Origin of the sequence: Sphingopyxis sp. HIX (assembly GCF_001468285.1) — a bacterium.
In the GTDB taxonomy this organism is placed as follows: Bacteria; Pseudomonadota; Alphaproteobacteria; order Sphingomonadales; family Sphingomonadaceae; genus Sphingopyxis.
Window position 1 is genome coordinate 33,292 of record NZ_LNSB01000030.1, and the last position, 20,268, is coordinate 53,559.

At 66.7% G+C, this 20,268-nt stretch carries 25 protein-coding genes; 10 read left to right on the forward strand and 15 right to left on the reverse strand.

All coding sequences use genetic code 11. The features are described 5' to 3' along the window. Positions 1–115: 115 nt before the first annotated feature. The 8 genes from ATE62_RS14740 to ATE62_RS14775 all read left to right on the forward strand — a co-directional run bounded on the left by ATE62_RS14740 (position 116) and on the right by ATE62_RS14775 (position 6,920). Positions 116–826, forward strand: a complete 711-nt coding sequence (locus tag ATE62_RS14740) for a phytanoyl-CoA dioxygenase family protein (RefSeq protein WP_058808474.1) — start codon at positions 116–118, stop codon at positions 824–826. Continuing rightward, entirely contained in the window at positions 823–2,028 is a 1,206-nt protein-coding gene (locus ATE62_RS14745) for a glycoside hydrolase family 1 protein (RefSeq protein WP_156420563.1), read from the forward strand. The genes ATE62_RS14740 and ATE62_RS14745 overlap by 4 nt, the downstream gene beginning before the upstream one ends. Positions 2,029–2,508: 480 nt before the next feature. Then, complete coding sequence (locus ATE62_RS14750) at positions 2,509–3,054, forward strand: helix-turn-helix transcriptional regulator (RefSeq protein WP_058808475.1); 546 nt, start codon at positions 2,509–2,511, stop codon at positions 3,052–3,054. Positions 3,055–3,088: 34 nt separating this feature from the next. Then, the gene (locus tag ATE62_RS14755; RefSeq protein ID WP_058808476.1) at positions 3,089–3,460 is read left to right on the forward strand and encodes a hypothetical protein; all 372 of its coding nucleotides are present in this window, start codon (positions 3,089–3,091) and stop codon (positions 3,458–3,460) included. A 51-nt stretch (positions 3,461–3,511) separates the two neighbouring features. After that, on the forward strand, positions 3,512–3,943 hold the full coding sequence (locus tag ATE62_RS14760; RefSeq protein WP_058818552.1) for a hypothetical protein: 432 nt from the start codon (positions 3,512–3,514) through the stop codon (positions 3,941–3,943). A gap of 150 nt (positions 3,944–4,093) precedes the next feature. Further along, positions 4,094–4,717, forward strand: coding sequence for an EF-hand domain-containing protein (locus ATE62_RS14765; RefSeq protein WP_058808478.1), 624 nt, complete (start codon positions 4,094–4,096; stop codon positions 4,715–4,717). 131 nt (positions 4,718–4,848) lie between these two features. Continuing rightward, positions 4,849–5,583, forward strand: coding sequence for a response regulator (locus ATE62_RS14770; RefSeq protein ID WP_058808479.1), 735 nt, complete (start codon positions 4,849–4,851; stop codon positions 5,581–5,583). Next, positions 5,580–6,920: a sensor histidine kinase gene (locus ATE62_RS14775; protein WP_058808480.1), complete on the forward strand. Its 1,341-nt coding sequence runs from the start codon at positions 5,580–5,582 to the stop codon at positions 6,918–6,920. Before ATE62_RS14770 ends, ATE62_RS14775 begins: the two co-directional genes overlap by 4 nt. Here the strand turns inward: ATE62_RS14775 and ATE62_RS14780 are convergent. The 9 genes from ATE62_RS14780 to ATE62_RS14815 all read right to left on the reverse strand — a co-directional run bounded on the left by ATE62_RS14780 (position 6,911) and on the right by ATE62_RS14815 (position 13,883). Beyond that, on the reverse strand, positions 6,911–7,711 hold the full coding sequence (locus ATE62_RS14780; protein ID WP_058808481.1) for an acyl-CoA thioesterase: 801 nt from the start codon (positions 7,709–7,711) through the stop codon (positions 6,911–6,913). The two genes, ATE62_RS14775 and ATE62_RS14780, sit on opposite strands and share 10 nt — an antisense overlap. A 7-nt stretch (positions 7,712–7,718) precedes the next feature. Continuing rightward, positions 7,719–8,891: a saccharopine dehydrogenase family protein gene (locus ATE62_RS14785; protein WP_058808482.1), complete on the reverse strand. Its 1,173-nt coding sequence runs from the start codon at positions 8,889–8,891 to the stop codon at positions 7,719–7,721. Between the two features lie 72 nt (positions 8,892–8,963). Continuing rightward, complete coding sequence (locus ATE62_RS14790) at positions 8,964–9,473, reverse strand: DoxX family protein (RefSeq protein WP_082662834.1); 510 nt, start codon at positions 9,471–9,473, stop codon at positions 8,964–8,966. Positions 9,474–9,557: 84 nt separating this feature from the next. Next, positions 9,558–9,716: a hypothetical protein gene (locus tag ATE62_RS23360; protein ID WP_156420564.1), complete on the reverse strand. Its 159-nt coding sequence runs from the start codon at positions 9,714–9,716 to the stop codon at positions 9,558–9,560. A 66-nt stretch (positions 9,717–9,782) separates the two neighbouring features. Then, positions 9,783–11,504 carry a cellulase family glycosylhydrolase gene (locus ATE62_RS14795; RefSeq protein ID WP_058808484.1) on the reverse strand — a complete coding sequence of 574 codons (1,722 nt, stop codon included), beginning with the start codon at positions 11,502–11,504 and terminating at the stop codon, positions 9,783–9,785. 80 nt (positions 11,505–11,584) lie between these two features. Beyond that, the gene (gene dcd, locus ATE62_RS14800; RefSeq protein WP_058808485.1) at positions 11,585–12,139 is read right to left on the reverse strand and encodes a dCTP deaminase; all 555 of its coding nucleotides are present in this window, start codon (positions 12,137–12,139) and stop codon (positions 11,585–11,587) included. Between the two features lie 39 nt (positions 12,140–12,178). Next, positions 12,179–12,628: a cytidine deaminase gene (locus ATE62_RS14805; protein WP_058808486.1), complete on the reverse strand. Its 450-nt coding sequence runs from the start codon at positions 12,626–12,628 to the stop codon at positions 12,179–12,181. Beyond that, positions 12,625–13,383, reverse strand: a complete 759-nt coding sequence (locus ATE62_RS14810; protein WP_058808487.1) for a glycoside hydrolase family 25 protein — start codon at positions 13,381–13,383, stop codon at positions 12,625–12,627. Before ATE62_RS14810 ends, ATE62_RS14805 begins: the two co-directional genes overlap by 4 nt. A gap of 2 nt (positions 13,384–13,385) precedes the next feature. Next, complete coding sequence (locus ATE62_RS14815; protein ID WP_058808488.1) at positions 13,386–13,883, reverse strand: UPF0262 family protein; 498 nt, start codon at positions 13,881–13,883, stop codon at positions 13,386–13,388. A gap of 128 nt (positions 13,884–14,011) precedes the next feature. Between ATE62_RS14815 and ATE62_RS14820 the strand changes: the two genes are divergently transcribed. After that, positions 14,012–15,523: a replicative DNA helicase gene (locus tag ATE62_RS14820; RefSeq protein WP_058808489.1), complete on the forward strand. Its 1,512-nt coding sequence runs from the start codon at positions 14,012–14,014 to the stop codon at positions 15,521–15,523. A gap of 12 nt (positions 15,524–15,535) precedes the next feature. Further along, positions 15,536–15,886, forward strand: a complete 351-nt coding sequence (locus tag ATE62_RS14825) for a hypothetical protein (RefSeq protein ID WP_058808490.1) — start codon at positions 15,536–15,538, stop codon at positions 15,884–15,886. Here ATE62_RS14825 and ATE62_RS14830 read toward each other — a convergent pair. Genes ATE62_RS14830 through cobA form a run of 6 tightly spaced genes read right to left on the reverse strand, consistent with a single transcriptional unit; the run spans position 15,883 to position 20,206 of the window. Then, complete coding sequence (locus ATE62_RS14830) at positions 15,883–16,686, reverse strand: phosphoadenylyl-sulfate reductase (protein ID WP_058808491.1); 804 nt, start codon at positions 16,684–16,686, stop codon at positions 15,883–15,885. The genes ATE62_RS14825 and ATE62_RS14830 overlap by 4 nt on opposite strands. Continuing rightward, positions 16,679–17,092 (reverse strand): DUF934 domain-containing protein, encoded by a 414-nt coding sequence (locus ATE62_RS14835; RefSeq protein WP_058808492.1) that lies wholly within the window; start codon positions 17,090–17,092, stop codon positions 16,679–16,681. The genes ATE62_RS14830 and ATE62_RS14835 overlap by 8 nt, the downstream gene beginning before the upstream one ends. Beyond that, positions 17,089–17,490, reverse strand: a complete 402-nt coding sequence (locus ATE62_RS14840) for a RidA family protein (RefSeq protein WP_058808493.1) — start codon at positions 17,488–17,490, stop codon at positions 17,089–17,091. Before ATE62_RS14840 ends, ATE62_RS14835 begins: the two co-directional genes overlap by 4 nt. Beyond that, the gene (locus tag ATE62_RS14845) at positions 17,483–19,114 is read right to left on the reverse strand and encodes a nitrite/sulfite reductase (protein ID WP_058808494.1); all 1,632 of its coding nucleotides are present in this window, start codon (positions 19,112–19,114) and stop codon (positions 17,483–17,485) included. The genes ATE62_RS14840 and ATE62_RS14845 overlap by 8 nt, the downstream gene beginning before the upstream one ends. Before the next feature lies 1 nt (position 19,115). Continuing rightward, entirely contained in the window at positions 19,116–19,412 is a 297-nt protein-coding gene (locus tag ATE62_RS14850) for a DUF2849 domain-containing protein (RefSeq protein WP_058808495.1), read from the reverse strand. Next, entirely contained in the window at positions 19,409–20,206 is a 798-nt protein-coding gene (gene cobA / locus ATE62_RS14855; RefSeq protein ID WP_058808496.1) for a uroporphyrinogen-III C-methyltransferase, read from the reverse strand. The genes ATE62_RS14850 and cobA overlap by 4 nt, the downstream gene beginning before the upstream one ends. Between the last annotated feature and the right edge of the window lie 62 nt (positions 20,207–20,268).

Sequence of the window (20,268 nt, forward strand, 5' to 3'; positions counted from 1 at the left end):
GTTATTTTTAATATGCCATAGATTCGACCGAATATTGCATTTTGTCAATGGTTCGATTTAATCTAAAGAGGGGCGGCGGTGGCCGTTCGGGTACGTCGCCGAGAGAGGATGAGAGATGCAGCAGATCGATGTCGAGCGGTTCCGGCGCGACGGATTCCTGGCCATTCCGAAGCTCGCGGGCGCAGCAGCGGTCGCGGAGATCGCGCGCGTCTATGACGCGATGCTGGGCGGCGAGATCGACGTCAGCGCGACCGACCATCCGCTGGGGCTGACGACGCGCCAGATCATGATTCCCTCGGCCTATCACTCGATCTTTCGCGACAATGAAGCGCTGGGTGCCGCGCGCGACATCGCGCGCGCGCTGCTCGGCGTCCCCGACCCCAAGCCGGTGTTCGACATGCTGATCTACAAGGAGCCCGGACAGCTGGCGACGACGCCCTGGCACCAGGATTACAGCTATGCCGAAATGCCCTTCACCCCCGCGGGAACGGCGATCCCGGCGGACGAATATGTCCAGTTCTGGGTCGCGCTCGACGACGTCGACGAAAAAAACGGCTGCATGCATTTCATCCCCGGCGCGCATCGTGCGCCGCTGCTCGACCATTATATTGCCGGCGGCGACGCCGATTACAGCCAGCGGCTGCTCGCGATTCGCGATCCCGAGGCGGCGCTCGACCTAGACACGGCGGTCGCCTGTCCGCTGAAGGCGGGGGGCGCGACGGTGCATAATTACGGGACGCCGCATTTCACCTCGGGCAACCGCACGACCGACCGGCCGCGGCGCGCCTATATCTTCAATTTTTCCAGCCGCGATCCGCGCGCATGACCGGACGCCTGCCGCCGCACTTCCTGTGGGGCACCGCCACCGCGGCGCATCAGGTCGAGGGCAACAACGTCCATTCGGACTGCTGGGCGCTCGAACATGCCGCGCCCTCGCTGTTCCTCGAGCCGTCGGGCGACGCCGCCGACCATTATCACCGCTATGCCGAGGACATCGCGATCGTCGCCGACTTAGGCCTCAACGCCTATCGCTTTTCGGTCGAATGGGCGCGGATCGAGCCCGAACGCGGCCATGTGTCGGAAGCGGCGCTCGATCATTACCGGCGCATGGTCGAGGCCTGCCTGACGCGGGGCATCGCGCCGGTGGTGACGCTCCACCATTTCACCCAGCCGCGCTGGCTCGCGCGCCGCGGCGGTTTCGCGGCGCCCGATTTCCCCTCGCTGTTCGCCGAGCAGGCGGCGCGCGTCGTGCGTGCGCTCGACGACATCGCGCTGGTCTGCACTATCAACGAGCTCAACCTGCCCGCGATGGCGGCGCCCTATTTCCAGGCCCGCGCGACCGCCGCGCAGCGCGCGGCGGCGGAGCGCGCGCTCGGCGGACCGCTTTCGGCCTTCTTCCTCTACGCCGATGCCGAGGCGATCTTCGGCAACGGGCTCGCCGCGCACCGCGCCGCGCGCGCAGCGATCCGCGCCGAGCGCGCCGAACTCGCGGTCGGCATGACGCTGGCGATCCACGAAGAGGCGGCCGAGCCGGGCGCCGAGGCGATGCGCGACCGGCGGCGCGAAACCTGGTACGCGCCCTTCCTCGACGCCGCGCGCGAGGATGATTTCGTCGGCATCCAGACCTATTCGCGCATGACGAGCCGCGCCGACGGCAGCGTCGGCATCGCGGCGGGCGGCGTGCCGACGACGATGGGCTGGGAGGACCGGCCCGAGGCGATCGGGGCGGTGTGCGATTGGATCGCAGGGCGCTGGAAGGTGCCAATTATCGTCACCGAGAACGGCTATGTGGGCGAGGACGACGCCCGGCGCGCCGCCTTTATCGAGTCTGCGATCACCGGCGTCCGGCAAGCGATGATACGCGGCGCCGATGTGCGCGGCTATTTCTACTGGTCGCTGCTCGATAATTTCGAATGGATGCTGGGCTATGGCCAGAAATTCGGGCTAGTGGCTGTCGAAGGCGAGAGCAAGAGGCGGCAAATTAAGTCGTCCGCGGGCGTGATGGCGAGCCTCAATCCCAACCGCTGAAAGAGCATTCGGCTTCAGCGCTGCCTCAACGCGGACGGTCGCGGCGGGGGCCTTGTGGCCGGCCGGTGGTGGCGGGAAGCCGGCACAAGCGATCGTCGGCGCGGCAAAAAAATCGCGTTCGCGGGAACCAACGGCATTCCCTAGCGTTTCATAGGCCTACTTGATCGAAAGAAAGAGTGGATTTGGTTCTCGTCTCAGGACGGAACCTAGGGAGCCCCGCCGCAGAAATGCGACGGGGCTTACCTGTTTCTGGCCTGTTTCTGGCGCCGCCACCCGCCGATACGGTACCCCGACGCCCAGACCGGCATGCCCGCGCGCCCTGTAATTGGTCGAAAATGCGCTACGGAAGCGTCGCAATTAGGGTTACCGAAGCGTGACGACGCATGGTAACGGGCAATCAGGTCGCGCAAAGCGTCCCGGCAAAGGGGCAAGTCGTTTGGAATGACACGAGATTCGCATCCCGACAGCGATGCCAAGCGGTTGATCGAAAGCCTCGGCGAGGGTGAGATCGAATGCCTGCGCCTGGTGGGCGAAGGGCTGGGGTCGAAAGCGATCGCGCGCGAACTCGGCCTGTCGCCGCACACCGTCGATGCAAGGTTGAAGGCGACTTGCCGCAAGCTCGGCACCAATTCGCGCTTCGTCGCCGCCAAGATGCTCGCCGACAACCCCCCGATCCCCCTCGATAATCCGCCGGCGTCGTCCGATACCAATTTGGTATATGAAAATGTGAGCCTTCCCAGCGGGCCGATTGCCGCCGACAAGGGGGCATCGGCGGGGGAAGGCGACGGCCCCGGCGATCTCGAACCCTCCATGCCTCGAAAGACCGGATCGATTGCCGATTCCGGGAGCGGGGGGGCTTGGCTCGAGCCGGATCATCCGATCGCCAAATTCTTCGGGGGCGAAAACAGGCTTTCGGTCTGGCAACGGCTGCTGGTCACCCTTGCCATCGCGATGGGATCGGTCATCGCGTTCGGCGTGCTCGTCAACGGGCTCGTCGGAATCTCGAGGCTCATTTCGTCTCCCTGAACGGCCGCGATCGGGCGGTCCGGGGAGTGGGAACATGCTCAAGGAACGCATCGCCGCCGCGAACGAGGTCGCGGACAAGCTGCACCAATATGAAAAGGCGATCGACGAGGCGATCGCGCGCGCTGGCGAACTCGTCAGCATCTTGCCGCAGGCGCAGGCATCGGCCAAGCTGTCGTCCGTAATGGGCGATACGAGCTTCAACCTGTTGCACGCCTCGGTGACCGGGCTGTTCGAAGGGCGCGCGCGCGTCGTCGCGCTGCACCACGAACTGACCAGCGTGAAGGACAGGATGGGGCTGCGCAACCGTATCGTCGGTGTCGGCGACCTCGGAAAGACATTGCCGCCGGCGGGGACCCTCGCCGAAGCGGATCCGATCCTCGCCGTCGACAGGACAGCGACGGCCTGAGGGCATTCCCCCAGGTCGTGATCACAACATGTCTATTGAGAGGACGTGAACATGATCTGGGGGGTGCTTTACCTGGTGGCGCTGGCCACGGTGCTGGTCGTCGTGCTGCGCATCGGGGACGGCGAGAGCCGCTTTGCGATCGTCGTGCTGGCGATCGCGTCGGTGATGACCGCGGTCGCGCTGTACCTGTCGCGTACCCGGTTCGAGATTTTCAGCCTGTCGGTCGTTTCGGTCGATCTGGTGCTGCTGGCGATCTATATGGCGCAGGCGCTGCGCAGCCGGCGCTACTGGCCGATGTGCCTGCCGGCCTTTCAACTGATCAACGTGATCACCCATATGGCCAAGCTCGCCGCCCCCGAAATCGTGCCGCGCGTCTATTCGGCGGGGCAGGGCTTCTGGGCCTATCCGATGCTGGCGGTGATCCTGGGCGCGGCGCTGTGGAATCGCGCCGACCAAAAGGCGCGCGCCGCCCGCGGCGGTTGACGCGCCTTGCGCCGCCATGAACGGCGCGGCGATCCTGCGACAATTTGCGACAAAATTGCGCCGATCCGGCATGCCGCTGGGACAGACGGCGCCTAGACCGCCCTCATCGCAGTCCTTTCCCTTTCGGACTGCCCATGAGGAGTTCGTTACGTGAAGAAGATTTCGCTTCTGACTTTGGGCGCCGCATTGATCGCCGTGCCCGTTCTCGCCGCGCCCGGCGGCGCCAGGGCCGATGCCGACGGCAACGGCGTTTTGACGCGCGCCGAGGTGCAGGCGGGCGCCACCGCGATGTTCGCCAAGATGGACGCGAACGGCGACGGCAAGCTCGACCGGGCCGACCGCGCCGCCAAGCGCGCCGAGATGCAGGCCAAGGCCTTCGAACGTTTCGACGCGAACAAGGACGGCCAGATCAGCAAGGCCGAATGGGACCAGCACGCCGCCGATCGCGCCGCGAAACGCGCGGAACGCGGCGAGAAGCGCGCCGAGGCGGGCGAGCCCGGCAAGCGCGGCCCCGGCATGCGCGGCCATCACGGCAAGCGCGGCGGCCACCACGGCATGCGCGGTGGCATGATGAAGGCCGATACCGACGGCGACAAGGCGATCAGCGCCGCCGAATTCCAGACCGCGGCGCTCGCACGCTTCGACGCGGCCGACGCGAACAAGGACGGCCAGGTCACCGCCGACGAGCGCCAGGCGCAGCGCGCGGCGATGAAGGAAAAGCGGGCCGAATGGCGCGCCAAGCGGGCCGCGCCCGCGGCGACCCCCGCCAACTGAACTGGCGGGGTCGGCGGGCGAGGGCGGCTATCTCCCCCTCCCTGGCATTGCCTTTGCCCGCCGGCCCTGCCAGCTATCGCCCACCGGCTCCGCTGCCGGTGGGCGAACTATTTCGAAGCTATGGACGGCCGATGACCGATAACGACGCGCCCCGCATCCTGCTGATCGACGACGAACCGTCGATCCGCGAGCCGCTGAGCGAATATCTGACCGCGCAGGGGCTGACCGTCACCGCCGCGGCCAATGCCGCCGAAGCGCGGTCGGTGCTACGCGCGCAGAGCGTCGACCTGGTCGTCAGCGACATCATGATGCCCGGCGAGGACGGGCTGTCGCTCACCCGTCATTTGCGCGAGACGAGCAGCATCCCGGTCATCCTGCTCACCGCGCGCGCCGAAGATACCGAAAGGATCATCGGGCTCGAGATCGGCGCCGACGATTATGTCGTCAAACCCTTCAACCCGCGCGAGCTGGTCGCGCGCATCCGCACCGTGCTGCGCCGGACGCAGGCGGGCGGGCGCACGCTCGACCCCGGCGGCGCGAGCTATGCCTTCGGGCCTTGGGTGCTGCGCGACGTCGAGCGCGTGCTCGTCGACGCCGAGGGGCAGGAGGTCGCGCTGTCGTCGGGCGAATATCACCTGCTGCAGGCGCTGGTGCGTCACCCGCGGCAGGTGATGAGCCGCGACCGGCTGCTCGACCTCGTCCGCGGGCGCGAGGCCGACATCTTCGACCGCGCAATCGACAATCTGGTCAGCCGCCTGCGCAAGAAGATCGAGGTCGATCCCGCGCATCCGCAGCTGGTCAAGACCGTGTGGGGCGGGGGGTATACGCTCGCCTGCGAGGTCAAGCGGCTGGGCGGCGCGGCGTGAAACTGCGCCTCTGGCCCCGTAGCCTCGTCGGCCAGCTGGTGCTGGCTGTAGCGGCGGCGCTGTTCGTCGCGCAGGCGATCAACTACACCCTGCTCGTGCGCGGGCAGCGCCAGCAGGTACTGGCGAACGGCGGCGGCATGGCGGTGGCGCGGATCATCGACGCGCTCGAACGCGACCGGCGCGGGGGCGCCCGGCCCGATGACGATGGGCCCAGGAAGCGTCTGCCGAAGATGCTGGTCGACGACCAGCCGTTCGCGCCGCCCCTGCGGGCGCAGCGCGCGCCACATCTGGCCGAGCATGTCGCGGGGCAACTCGCCGAGGCCGGGCTCGCGGCGCAGCACGTCGATGCATGGGTCGTCCCGCAGCGACCGCAGCAGGCGAAACTGCACGGTCCCGCCCGAACCGCGATCGTCTCGGCAAAGATTGGCGAGCGTTATGTCACCGTGCGCAGCTGGCTCCCCGCCGAGGGGAAGAGGCTGCAGGGTTTTCTGATCTGGCAGACACTGTCGCTCTATCTGCTGATCCTCGTCCCGATCCTGTTCATCGCCTGGCGCGCGGCACAGCCGCTGCGGACGCTGACCCATGCGGTGCGGCGCGATCCGATGGGCGACGGGCCGCCGCTGGTCGAGGAAGGGCCCTCGGATGTGCGCGACGTGATCGGCGCGTTCAACGCCTCGCGCGCGCGGATCGGCGCAATGCTCGCCGACAAGGACCGCATGCTCGGCGCGGTCGGGCACGACCTGCGCACGCCGCTCGCCAGCCTGCGCGTGCGCGTCGAGGCGGTCGAGGACGACAATCTCCGCGACAAGATGATCGCGACGATCGACGAGATGACCGCTATGTTGAGCGACATATTGGCGGTGGCGCGCAGCGGCGCGGGCAAGGAAGCGCCCGCGGTCTATGACCCCGCGACGCTGCTCGCGCAGCTCGGCGAGGAATATCGCGCGATGGGCAAGCCGGTCGTCGGACCCGACGCGCTGCCGCCTTTGCCGCCGCTCACCGGAAGGCCGCTGCTGGTCCGCCGCGCGCTGCGCAATCTGGTCGACAATGCGCTGGCCTATGCCGGCAGCGCGACCTTGCTGGTCGAGGTCGCGGGCGGCGAACTGCGCTTCGTCGTGCGCGACGAGGGGCCGGGCATCGACCCCGCGCGCATCGGCGAACTCATCGAGCCCTTCGCGCGCGGCGAGGCGTCGCGCAACCGCGCCACCGGCGGTGCCGGGCTGGGTCTCGCGATTGCGCATGCGCTGGCCGAGGGCGAGGGCGGGCGGCTGGCGATCGCGAACCGCACCGACGCCAAGGGGCTCGGCGCCGCGATCGTGCTGCCCGTTCAGGCGTAGATCGCGATCCCCTGACTGCCGCTCATGACGGCCTCGCCCGCGCGGTTCCAGATCATCATGTCCTGCACCGAAAAGCCGCCGCGCGCATAGGCGGTCCTGGCCGAGAGCAGCCACCAGCCGTCGTCGGTCGTCGGCGTGCCGGTCAGCATATTGACCGTCCAGTTCATCGAGCTGATCGGCCCGAACTCGGTGAACAGCGCCATCGCCGCCGGAGGCAGCGCGTCGCCCATCGCGAGCAGCGCGATCATCGGATGGCACGCGGGCTCCTCCACGAAGCGCACCCAGGTCAGATAGTCGCCGACCTCGCTCTTCCAGTCGAAGCGCGGGCCGGTGGTCGGGCGCATGTCGAAATGGCGCGTGAAGGGCGGGCGCGCCTTGTGCTCGGGCACCGGCGCCAGCGTCTCGGGGGCGGGCGCCGCGGGCATGGCCAGCCGGTCGTGGTCGATATGGCTTTGCCGGTCGCCCGAAAAGGCGAAGACCGCGGCGGTGCCGAAGCCCATGTCGCTCGACACCCCGGCATCGACGAACAGCGAGGATTTCGACTGGCGCAGCACGCGCGTCTCCACGCTGCAGTCGCCGCCGACGGGGCCGACGAAGCTGATCTGCGCATAGCGCAGCGGCGTTTCGGTGGGGTGCAATGCCATCGTCGCGGCGAGCGCGACGGCCGAGCTGATCCCGCCATAGGCGGTGCGCCCCTGCATCCATCCTTCGTCGATATGCGCGCTGGCCGCGCCCTCTTCGGTGCGCAGCGTCGAAAGCAGCGCGTCGAGCGCGCTGGGAGCGTCGGTCATCTGGTTTTTAGTCCTCGATCTGGAAAGTCAGTCCCGCGTTGGCGGTCAGCCGGTCGATCAGCGCCTCGCCGAGCAGAGCGCCCGGCGTCCACACCCCGCCGTCGCCCTTGTTCGCGAGCAGCGCGATCCCCGTTTCGGCAAGCATCTTCGACGTCGAGCCATAGCCGGGGTCGCGGTCGCCCTGCACGCTGGCGCGAATGCTCGTCCCGTCGGGATATTCGCCGATGAAGAGGATGTCGTAGAAGCCGTTCTCGCGCTCTTCCTTGCTCGGCCCCTCGCCGGGCTGAAGCTTCGACTCGCCGAACGGATTGGCTTTCGCCATCGCTTCGGCCATCGCCTTGCCCGCGTCGCCGATCGTGGTCATCACCATCTCGTCATAGACCAGGTCGGCGCCCCATTGGTGTCCGAGCAGGAAATTGGTGCGGTGGACATTCTTCGTGTTGATCGCCGCCATCACGAAGGGCGCGGTCCAGGTGCCGGTCGCGCCGTCATATTCGGGGATGAGCCCGCTCGGCTGCGACGGCCCCTCGAAGCCCGGGGTCAGCGCAAAGCTCGACTTGAGCAGCAGCGCGAGCGATGGCTTCCGGGCGACCGCCTTCAGCGTCTCGGTCAGGCTGGCGATCGTGCCGCCCGATGCGCTGCCCGCCATCTTGCGCACCCGGCCTTTGACGCGCGGCGCAGGCTTGCCGTGGCGCTTCACCGCTTCGGCCTGCAGGAACAGCACGCCGAGGTCGAAAGGGATCGAATCGAAGCCGCAGCTGAAGGTGATCCGCGCGCCCGACGCCTTCGCCGCGTCCTGATGTGCGTCGATCATCTCGCGCATCCAGCCGGGCTCGCCGCAGAGGTCGGCATAAGCGGTGCCCGCCTTGACGCACGCCGCGACGACGTCGCTGCCGTAGAGCTGATAGGGGCCGACGGTAGTCAGCACGACCTTGGTGCGCGCCGCCATCGCGTCGAGGCTGGCGGGGTCGCTCGCGTCGGCGACCACCAGCGGTATGTCCTTGGGCGCGCCGATCAGGCCCTGCACCTCGGCCAGCTTGTCGGCGCTGCGCCCCGCCATCGCCCATTTGGGGGCGTCGGCCCGGCCGCCATAATGCTGCACCAGATATTCGGCGACGAGGCGCCCGGTGAAACCGGTCGCGCCATAGACGATGATGTCGAACTCGCGGCTTCCCGCCATGGCCAGCTCTCCCTTTACGTAAACGTTAAGTGGAGGCTAGCGCAGGGCGGTCGGCTTGCCAAGCGAAAGGCGTCAGCGCCGCCAGAAGGGCTTTCGGACCGGGACCGGCGCGCCCGCCGCCTCGGCACGCCCTTCGGCGCGCGCGGCGCGTAGTTCGGCTTCGGTCAGCCGCGACTGCGCCTGGTGCTTTGCCAGCTCGTCGCGGCGGCGCTGGCGCAGCGCGTCGTAGCTCCAGCGCGTGTGGCCGTAACCGAAGAGGCAGAGCAGCCCGCCGGCGATCGCGAGATTCTTCATCGCCGCCATCGCCTGCAGCGGATCGGTGAATTCGCGGTGGAAGAAGAGGATGGTGAGCAGCACGAAGCCCGCGAGCAGGATGGCGAACAGCCGCGTCGCGATGCCCAGCGCGATACACACGCCCGCGATCAGCTCGAACAGCCCGGTCGGGATCGCGAGTCCGCCGGGGAGCCCCGCGGCCGAAATCATGGCATTGGTGTCGGCGACGTGGATCAGCTTGTTGATCCCCGACACGACGAAAATCACGGCGATGAACAGCCGTCCGATGAACACGGCAATCATGGACATGGATGATCCTCCACATGGGCCCCGTCCGCTTGTGCAGTCAGGACGCGTGGGGCCGCAGGAGGTTCCCGGGATCGGGCGGCGGCGTCAGGACAGGTCGTAAATGACGTCGTCGACATCGCCATTCTGTTCGCCGCTGCCGCCGCGCGTCCGGCGTGCCGGTACCACGCTGCGCAATTGCGGCGCAGTCCAGTTTTTCGGGTCGCGACGGCCTTCGCTGGTCCGATGGTCGCTTCGATCTTTCATGTCATGAACCCCTCCAGGACGGGGGGAACATGCCGGAAACCGGGCCGGGGATCAAGAAAGGGCGGATTAGCGCGGTTCGAGCCGGATATCGGCGACTTGGCAGTCGCTGCAATCGACTGCGCGCAGTAGCAGCGCGCCGGTGTCCCCGCCGAGCGACAGATCGCCGACGGCGACATTCTGCCAGCCGCTGCCGGGCGCAACCGCGATTTCCTTGTTGCCGAGCGCGATACGCCCGCCTTTGGCCGAGCGGACGCGGACCATAGCGTTCCAGCGCCCCGGTGCAGCCGTATCGAGCGCGTAGCGCATCCATTCGCCGCTGACGAAGTCGGCGACATAGGGCGTCCCGTCGGCCTCGCGGGCGATGTCGACGCCGTCATTGCGGAAGGTCGTGCCGTTGTTCCACGGCGTGCGCTCGCCGCCGGTGGCGACATGGTAGTTCGCATCGACCGTGTCGTTGTACGCGACCGCCGCGGGCCCGAGGTCGTAGTCGACCGCGCGGATCGTCAGCGGCGTCGCGCCGAGCTTGCGCGACACGAAGGCCTTCGGGCTCGCATCGCGCGGCTGGCGGAACATGGCGTCGATCACGTCGGGCTTCGGAATGTTGTTGGTAAAGCGACTGTTCTCGGCGAGCTGCATCATCGCTGCAAAGGCCTCGTCGGCATCCGGCTTGGGGCCCTTACCGGTCGCCCACGCGACGATTTTCATCCAGCCGTCCCCCGCGACGATCTCGAGCGGCTGGTTGAAGCCGATCTTCTTCAAGGGCCAGAAGTTCCAGCCGATGCCTTCGCCCTCGACCAGCGCGATCGCATCGCGGAACCAGACATTGCTGTTCTCGCCCGACTCGCCCAGCCACACCGGGCGGCCATAGCTGGTCCGCAGCTTGACGATGTCGGCGATGCTGGCGGCGTCGTTGCGGTTCCAATATTTGTGGAAGCTCAGCACCATATTGGCGTCCCACGCCGGCGGCAGGCCCTTGTAATTATTGCCCCAGCAATTGCCCTCGACGATGATCATATGCCTGGCATCGACGCCGCGGATCGCCGCGGTGATGCGCCGTTGCAACTCCCAAACCGCCTTGCTCTCGGTCTCGTCGCAGCCATTGCCCTTGCCGGGCGTCGCAAAGCTCCAGTTCGGCTCGTTGATCAAATCGTAGCCGCCGATCCACGGCTCGTCCTTGTAGCGCGCGGCGAGCCTGGTCCACAGCGCCACCGTCTTGCGCTGATTCTCCTCGCTTTCCCACAAAGAGGGCTTGGCGGGGTCGCGGTCCGAGATCGCGAGGTCATTGCCCTGACCGCCCGGCGCAGCGTGGAGGTCGAGGATCAGGTAAAGCCCCTGCTTCTTGCTCCAGGCGAGCAATTTATCGATGCGCTCGAAGCCTTCTGCATGCCAAGTATCGGTGCCGGCTTTCGGCTCCCGGTCGGCGGGCAGGGTGAGCTGGTCGAAATGGATCGGCAGCCGCACCGAATTGAAGCCCCACTTCGCCATCTGCGCAATGTCGGCCTCGGTCGTGTGGTTGTCGAGCCAGGCGCGGTAAAACTCCGCGGTGCGTTCCTCGCCGACCAGTTCGACCAGTTTGGCGCGGATCTTGTGCTGCTGCCCGACCTCGCCGAGCTTCAGCATATAGCCTTCCTGCAGCATCCAGCCGCCGAGCCCCATGCCGCGCAGGATCACGGGCTGACCGCTGTCGTCGACGATCTGCGTGCCCTCCACCCGCAGCCAGCCTTCGGCCTGCGCTGCGGTGGACGAAAAAAGCGCGACAAGCGCCAGAAAGACCGACCCGAATTTCATGACGGCATCCCCATTTATGATTTATGGGAACGTTATCAATTTATGCGGTCAAAGCAAGCCGAGGCAGGTAAGTCGCGGTATCAAAGCTTGGGCAGCGTCACGCCCTTCTGCCCCATATATTTGCCCGCGCGGTCGGCATAGCTCGTCTCGCACGGCTCGTTGCCCTGGAGGAAGAGGAACTGGCACGCGCCTTCGTTGGCATAGATCTTCGCGGGCAGGGGGGTGGTGTTCGAAAATTCGAGCGTCACATGGCCTTCCCAGCCGGGCTCGAGCGGCGTGACGTTCACGATGATGCCGCAGCGGGCGTAGGTCGACTTGCCGAGGCAGATGACGAGCACGTCGCGCGGGATGCGGAAATATTCGACCGTGCGGGCGAGCGCGAAGCTGTTCGGCGGGATGATGCAGACGTCGGTTTCGCGGTCGACGAAATTCTTGGGATCGAAGTCCTTGGGGTCGACGATCGTGCTGTCGACATTGGTGAAGATCTTGAACTCGGGCGCGACGCGCGCGTCATAGCCGTAGGACGAGAGGCCGTAGCTGATGCACCCGTCGCGGCGCTGCGCCTCGACAAAGGGTTCGATCATGCCCTGATTGAGCGCGGCGTCGCGAATCCAGCGGTCGGAAAGAATGGCCATGTCCGTCTCATGTCGGTCCTGCGGCGCTTGCGCAAGCGGTCAGTCGATGAGGCCCAGATCCTTCGGCCCGAACGCCGCGGGCAGCAGTTCGCTGAGCTTGTAACTCTTCACCGCGCTGCCGTCGCCCGACGCGCAATGCACGAGCACGTCGGTCTGCGACCGCTCGGCGGCTTCGTTCAATATCTGGCGGCAGCGCCCGCACGGATTGACCGGGTCGCTGCCCAGCAGCGCATCGCCTTCGGGCCGCCCGCCGACGATCGCGACCTCGGTCAGCTCGCCGATCCAGCCCTCGTTGGCGATCTTGGCGACCGCCGCGGTCTCGGCGCAGAGCGTCAGGCCATAGCTCGCATTCTCGACATTGGCGCCGGTCACGACGTCGCCGTTCTTGAGCAGCAGCGCCGCGCCGACATGAAAGCCCGAATAGGGCGCATAGGCCCGGCTCGCGGCATCGCGCGCCGCCTCGATCAGCGCGTCGCGGGTATCGGTCATTTGATGTCTCCGTCGGGGCGCACGACGTTCCAGCCGATCGTGCCGTCGGCGCCCGAAATGCGCATATAGTCGTTCGCCTGCCACATCGCCCAGGGATGCGCGCCATAGTCGGGCGCGAAGAAATCGCGGCGCAGCCAGGCGGTGCGCGCGATGCCCTTGGTCACCTGATAGTCGGCGTCGAAGGCGGGGCTCGGCGCGATCATGCTCGGCTTGCCCATATGCGCCTCGATCTGCGCGAGGAAGGTCGCGAGTTCGCTGAGCAAAAGCGCGCGCGTCGGCCGGTCGGGGCAGCGGTCGTCATAGTCGAGCCACACCGCGGCGGGCAGCGTGTCGGTCCGGCGCGGCACGTGGCGGATGAAATTGGCGGCCTGGTCGGTTGCGAGGCTGCAGAGGTCGTAGCGGTGGATCGCGCCGGTCTGGACGTCGGCGAGCCGCGCCTCGCGCATGTTGCGGGCGAACATCGGGTCGCTGCGTTCGGCGCCATCGGTCGCGAGCAGATAGGCGAAATCGGCGCCCGCGGCCTTGACCGATCCCCAATGGACCTCGCCGTTGCTGGCGTCGATCGTCGCGCCCTGCCAGGGATATTGGTCGCGCGCCGGCGCCCAGCGCGCCGCCCACCACAAAGCGAGCCCCGCCGCGAGCAGGGCGAGCAGCAATGTCGCACCCAGCCGCCGTAGCCAGCGCAGCAGCGCGGCGCGCCAGCCCGCTCCGGCCTTTGCCGGCTTCTTCTTCGTCCCTGCGGCCCCCGTCGCCATGATCAGCCCTTGATGTGCAGCACGCAGATCAGCGTGAACAGCCGTCGTGCGGTATCGAAATCGACCGCGATCTTGCCGTCGAGCCGGTCCATCAGCATCTCGGCCGCCTCATTGTGCAGCCCGCGCCGCGCCATGTCGACGGTCTCGATCTGCTGCGCGGTCGAGGTCTTGATCGCTTGGTAATAGCTGTCGCAGATCGCGAAATAGTCGCGGATCGGACGGCGGAAGCGCCCGAGCCCGAGGATGATCGCTTCCAGCGGCGAATGATCCTCGCGCGCGATCTCGAAGATCAGCCGACCGTCCTCGACGCGCAGTTTCAGCCGGTAGGGCCCGGCATAGCCGTCGGCGTGGCCGCGCTGGGGCACGAACTTATTCTCTTCGATCAGGTCGAAGATCGCGACGCGGCGTTCCTGCTCGACGTCGGCGTTGCGCCACACGATCGATCCCTCGTCGAGCTCGATCGAAATGATGCGCTGCAGGGCGGGGTCGGCGTCGGTCATATCGTTCGGCTTCTACTTGGCCGGGCTTGAAGGGCAAGTGAGGACTTATGCACAGCAATCCCCAGATATGATATGCCGGAGCATATCGTCGGTTGCGCCGCTCCGGTGCCCGACGCATGAGGATGGCTATGGCCGAATTAGCTCTCTTTCCCACCCCGGCGCCCGCCGGGGAAGACCGCCAACTGCCGCGCAATATCGAGGCCGAGGCCGCGTTCCTGGGCGCGATCCTGATCGACAACCGAGTCGTCGAGGACCTGCCCGTCGCGCTCACCCCCGATCATTTCTTCGAGCCGCTCCACGGCCGCATCTTCCAGCAGACGATGGCGCTGATCGAGCGCAACAGCATCGCGACGCCTGTCACCTTGAAGCCCTTTTTCGAGGCCGACGAGGCGATGAAGGCGGTCGGCGGGCCCGGCTATCTCGCGCAATTGACCGGCAGCGGTGCGGGGCTGATCGGCGCGCGCGATTTTGCGCGGCAGATTTTCGACCTCGCGCTGCTGCGCGAGCTCGTCGGCGTCGGCCGCACCCTCGTCGACAGCGCGCTCGACACTAGCGAGAGCGTCGACCCGCAGGCGCAGATCGAGGAGGCCGAGACCGCGCTCTACCGCGTCGCGGGCGGCGAGGCCGAGATGGGCACGGTCAAGAGCTTCAACGCCGCGAGCCTCGTCGCGCTGCAGGCGGCGGAACGCGCGCTCAATTCGGGCGGCCACCTCTCGGGGATCACCACCGGCATCTCCAGCATGAACGCCAAGATCGGCGGCATGCACAATAGCGACTTGATGATCCTCGCGGGGCGTCCGGGCATGGGCAAGACCTCGCTCGCGACCAACATCGCGTACAACGCCGCCGAGCGTTTCCGCCGCGACGAGGAAGACGGTATTCCGCCCGAGAAGAATATGGGTGCCAAGGTCGCCTTTTTCAGCCTCGAAATGTCCGCCGACCAGCTCGCGACGCGCGTGCTCGCCGAGCAGTCGGGGGTGTCGGGCGAGGCGCTGCGCATGGGCAAGATCAGCAAGGACCAGTTCCAGCAGCTCTCCCGCGCCGCGCAGGCGCTGCAGACTTTGCCTTTGTTCATCGACGACACCCCGGGCCTCACCATTGCGGGGCTGCGCACGCGCGCGCGGAGGCTTCAGCGCCGCCACGGCATCGGCTTCATCATCGTCGACTATCTCCAGCTCCTCCAGGGCTCGTCGAAGAGCGGCGACAATCGCGTGCAGGAAATCTCGGAAATTTCGCGCGGTTTGAAGACTTTGGCGAAGGAACTTAATGTCCCCGTGATGGCGTTGTCGCAGCTAAGCCGCCAGGTCGAAAGCCGCGAGGACAAGCGCCCGCAGCTCTCCGACCTTCGCGAATCGGGCTCGATCGAGCAGGACGCCGACATGGTGCTCTTCGTGTTCCGCGAGGATTATTATGTCGCGGCGCGCGAACCCAAGCGCCCGATCGAGGGCGACGACGTCAAGATCCACGCCGCGCACGAGGAATGGGCGGCCGAAATGGAACGCGTCTTCGGCCTCGCCGAAGTCATCGTCGCCAAGTCGCGCCACGGCTCGACCGGCAAGATCCGCATGCACTTCGAGGCGAAGACGACCAAGTTCAGCGACCTTGCCGACGACAGCATGGCGTATGAGGATTATGAGTAGGTCCAAAGCATCATGATCGGATGGGGGTGGCTGATCGCGACGACCCTTGTCCTCCTGATCGTGATGAATCTGCATCTATGGATTCGGTCGAGAGTTATCGAGCGGCGGCTGGACGATGAGTATGACTATTTCCGCTACATCGAGCGAGAAAGCGCCGTCATGCGCTTCGTCAACGGCGTCTATACGAAAGACATGCCGAACCATTGGCTCACCGACTTTCTCGACAAGCATGTCGAGCTGGCCTTTGAAGACCCTCTTCTTGACGATCAGATCCGCCGTTACCGAGTGACGCGAGCCTCGTGGTTCGGGGGCTTCGGCATCTGGGTGGTCGTCGCGACCGCGCTAGCAATGACTACGGCTTAGAACGCCGGATCGTTCGCCGGATCGTCGTCGATCGGCGTCACCGCCTCGTGGATGCCGCATTCGGTCTTGTCCCAGCCGCGCCAGCGGCCCGAGCGCGGGTCCTCGCCGGGCTTGACTTTCGAGGTGCAGGGCGAGCAGCCGATCGAGGGATAGCCTTCGGCTTCGAGCGGGTGGCGCGGCAGGTCCTGCGCTTCAAAATAGGCGTCGAGTTCCTCGCGCGACCAGTTGGCGAGCGGGTTGAACTTCAGGCGACCGGTCGACCCGTCGAGCTCGAAGCGCGGCAGGCCGGTGCGCGTTGACGACTGGAAACCCTTGCGCCCGGTGATCGAGGTGTCGAAATCGGCCAGCGCCTTTTCGAGCGGCTTGACCTTGCGGATCTCGCAGCAGCCGTCGGGGTCGTAGGACCAGCGCAGCTCGGTCGCGTCCTTCTTCGCCAGATCCTCGGCATCGGGGGTCAGGTTGACGATGGTGAGCCCGAGCTTCGCCGCCAGTTCGTCGCGATAGGCCAAAGTTTCGGGGAAATGCTTGCCGGTGTCGAGGAAGAGCACGGGCATGTCGGGCGCCACGCGGCTGACCAGATGTAGCAGCACCGCGCTTTCGGCGCCGAAGCTCGACACGATCGCGGTCTCGCCGAGCAGACCCGCGCCGATCACGCTCGCGACGACTTCGGCGGCGTCCTGGCCGCGGAAGAGGTTGTTGAGGCGGATGACGTCGGTGGGCGTGAAGCGCGGCGCGACGTCGATGCGGTCGCGCGTACGGTCTTCGCTACCTTTGGGGGAAAAGGCGGTCACCTCAGCCATGCCTCAGCTTCCAGATCGGCACCGCGCCGTCGGCGGCGCCCTGATAATGCTCGGGCCAGCGCGACAGCGCCGCCTCGACATCGGCCGGGTTGAGCTCCTTTTCGGGCGCGAAACTGTCGAAGCCGCAGCGCTTCATATAGGCGATCTGGTCGACGAGGACGTCGCCCTGCGCGCGCAGTTCGCCGGCATAGCCCGCTTCGCGCAGGATGCGCGCCGACGAATAGCCGCGGCCGTCGCGGAATTTGGGGAAGGCGACCTCGATCAGCGCGAGCCGGTCGAGATGCGGGATCAAGGCGCGCGCATCCTCGTCGGGTTCGAGCCGCACCGCGGTCGCGTTCGACTGCGACAGAAAGGCGTCGAGAGTGACGCAGGGCTCCTCGCCCGGCTGAAGCGCGACGTCGGTCATTCATTTTCTCCCGGAATTCGCGCGATCACCTTGATCTCGAAGGTGAAACCCGACAGCCAGGTCACGCCGACCGCGGTGATGTTCGGATAGGGCTTCTCGCCCCAATTGGCGCCGAGCACGGGGAAGATCGTCTCGAAATGCGTGTCGGGATCGATCATGAACAAGGTCACGTCGACGACCTGGTCGAAGCTAGATCCGGCGGCCTTCAGGATCGCGTTGAGGTTGTCGAACGCCAGCTGCACCTGCGCCGCGAGATCGGGCTCGGGCGAGCCATCGACGCGCGCACCGACCTGTCCCGACACGAACAGGAAGCCGTTCGAACGGATCGCGGGCGAATAGCGATGCGCCTCGTAGAGCGCATGCGGCTCCGGCGGGAAGACGACGTCGCGCTCAACCATAGATCGCCTCCTTGAAGGGGGCCATGCCGACGCGGCGGAAGGTGTCGACGAAGCGCTCGCCCTCGCTCCGTTCGGCGAGATATTTGTCGGTGACGCGCTCGATCGCGTCGACGATGCCGTCCTCGTCGAAGCCGGGGCCGGTGATCGTGCCGAGCGACACGTCCTCCGCGCCCGAGCCGCCGAGCAGCAGCTGGTAATTTTCGGTGCCCTTGCGGTCGACGCCGAGGATGCCGATGTGGCCGGCGTGATGGTGCCCGCAGGCGTTGATGCAGCCCGAAATCTTGAGCTTGAGCTCGCCGAGCTCCTTCTGGCGGCCGAGATCCGAGAAGCGCGTCGCGATCTTCTGCGCGACCGGGATCGAGCGGGCATTGGCGAGGCTGCAATAGTCGAGGCCCGGGCAGGCGATGATGTCGCTGATCAGGTCGAGGTTCGGCGTTGCCAGCCCCGCGGCGTCGAGCGCCTGCCAGATCGTGTAGAGATCGGCCTTGCGGACGTGCGGCAGCACGATGTTCTGCGCGTGGGTGACGCGCAGCTCGTCGTGGCTGTACGTCTCGGCGAGGTCGGCCATCAGGTCGATCTGGGCAGAAGAGGCGTCGCCGGGGATGCCGCCGACGGGCTTCAGGCTGATGTTGACGATCGCATGGCCCGGCACCTTGTGCGCGGCGACATTCTGGTCGACCCAGACCGCGAAATCGGGGTCGCTGCGGTCGATGGCATCGAGCGCCGAGGCGTCGAGCGCGGGCGGTGCGAATTGCGCCGCGATGCGGTCGAACTCGGCCTTGGGCGGATCGATGCCCAGCGACTTAACATGGACGAATTCTTCCTCGACCTGGCGGCGATATTCGTCGGCGCCGAGCTCGTGGATCAGGATCTTGATGCGCGCCTTGTAGATATTGTCGCGGCGGCCGTAGCGGTTGTAGACGCGCAGGCACGCCTCGGCATAGCTCAGCATGTCATCGAGCGGCACGAAATCCTTGATCAGCGGCGCGATCATCGGGGTGCGGCCCATGCCGCCGCCGACATAGAAAGCTGCGCCATGGACGCCGTCCTTCTCGACGATCTGGATGCCGATGTCGTGGAGGCGCATCGCGGCGCGATCCTCGTCGGCGGCGATGACGGCGATCTTGAACTTGCGCGGCAGATAGCTGAATTCGGGGTGGAAGCTCGACCATTGGCGTAGCAGTTCGGCCCAGGGGCGCGGATCGGTGATCTCGTCGGCGGCGGCGCCGGCCCACTGGTCCGAGCTGATGTTGCGGATGCAATTGCCGCTCGTCTGGATCGCGTGCATCTCGACCGACGCCAGATCCTCGAGGATCGCGGGGGCGTCCTCCAGCTTGATCCAGTTATACTGGATATTCTGGCGGGTGGTGAAATGGCCGTAATCGCGGTCGTACTTGCGCGCGATATGCGCGAGCATGCGCATCTGGCGGCCGTCGAGCGTGCCATAAGGCACCGCGACGCGCAGCATATAGGCGTGGAGCTGGAGATAGAGGCCGTTCATCAGCCGCAGCGGCTTGAACTGGTCCTCGGTGATCTCGCCGGCGAGGCGGCGCTTCACCTGATCCGAAAATTCGGCAACGCGGGCGGCGACCATCGCATGGTCATATTCGTCATATTTATACATGTCAGATCACCCAGTCGCCGGCCGCGGGATCGGCGGGTTTCAACGTCAGGTCGGGACGCACGGTCGGGCCCAATGCGCGGATGCGGTCCTTGATATGCGCGGGGCGCGGACCCTCGGCGGTCGCTTCGCCCGCGATGATGTAGGGCGCGTTGACGCGGCGCGCGGCTTCCTCGACCGCGAGGATCGCCTCGCCCGCTTCGCCGACGTCGGCGGCGTCCTCGATGTGCAGCGACCAGTCGGCGCCGGTCCACCAGGTGACGAAACCCGTTTTCAGGTCGTTGCCCGTGAGCAATTTCATGTGAAGTCCCTTATATTTTCCATGTCTTGCGCGACGCCCGGCGCGCCGAGGCAGTCGAGCGCATCGGCGCGCGCCGCAACCTTGCCGACGATGATCAGCGCCGGGCTCGCGACTTTCTCGCGCGCGACGAGGTCGCCGAGGTCGGTGAGCAGGGTGCGGAGCACGCGGGCGTCGGCGGTGGTGCCGCGCTCGACCACCGCAACCGGCAGATCGGGCGAAACGCCGTCGGCGATCAGCTTGTCGGCGATGGCGCTGGCGGTCGCGAGGCCCATGTAGATGACGAGCGTGCGGCCATGCCCCGCGAGCCCCGACCAGTCCTGGTCGGTCAGGTCCTTGCACTGGCCCGCGACGAAGCTGACCGCGCTGGCGTCTTCGCGGTGGGTGAGGGGCAGGCCCGCCTGCGCGGCGCAGCCCGCCGCGGCGGTGATGCCGGGGACGACTTCGCAGGCGACGCCGGCTTCGCGCGCCGCATCGAGTTCCTCGCCGCCGCGCCCGAAAATGAAGGGGTCGCCGCCCTTCAGTCGGACGACCTGCTTGCCCGCCAGCGTCTCGCGCACGAGCAGTTCGTTGATCAGCTCCTGCTTCATCGTGTGGCGGCTGCGCTGCTTGGCGACCGAAATCCGTTCGACATGCGCCGGGATCAGCGCGAGCACGCCGTCGCCGACCAGCCCGTCGTGCACGACGAGGTCGGCGCTGGCAAGCAGCCGCGCGGCGCGCAGGGTCAGCAGGTCGGGATCGCCCGGACCGGCGCCGACGAGCCACAATTTGCCCGGAGAAGGGAGACTCTTTTCCATGTTTCGGAACATGGTTGGTGCGCCCTGAAAGCGCAAAGCAGGCTTTATTGACGGGGGTGAAG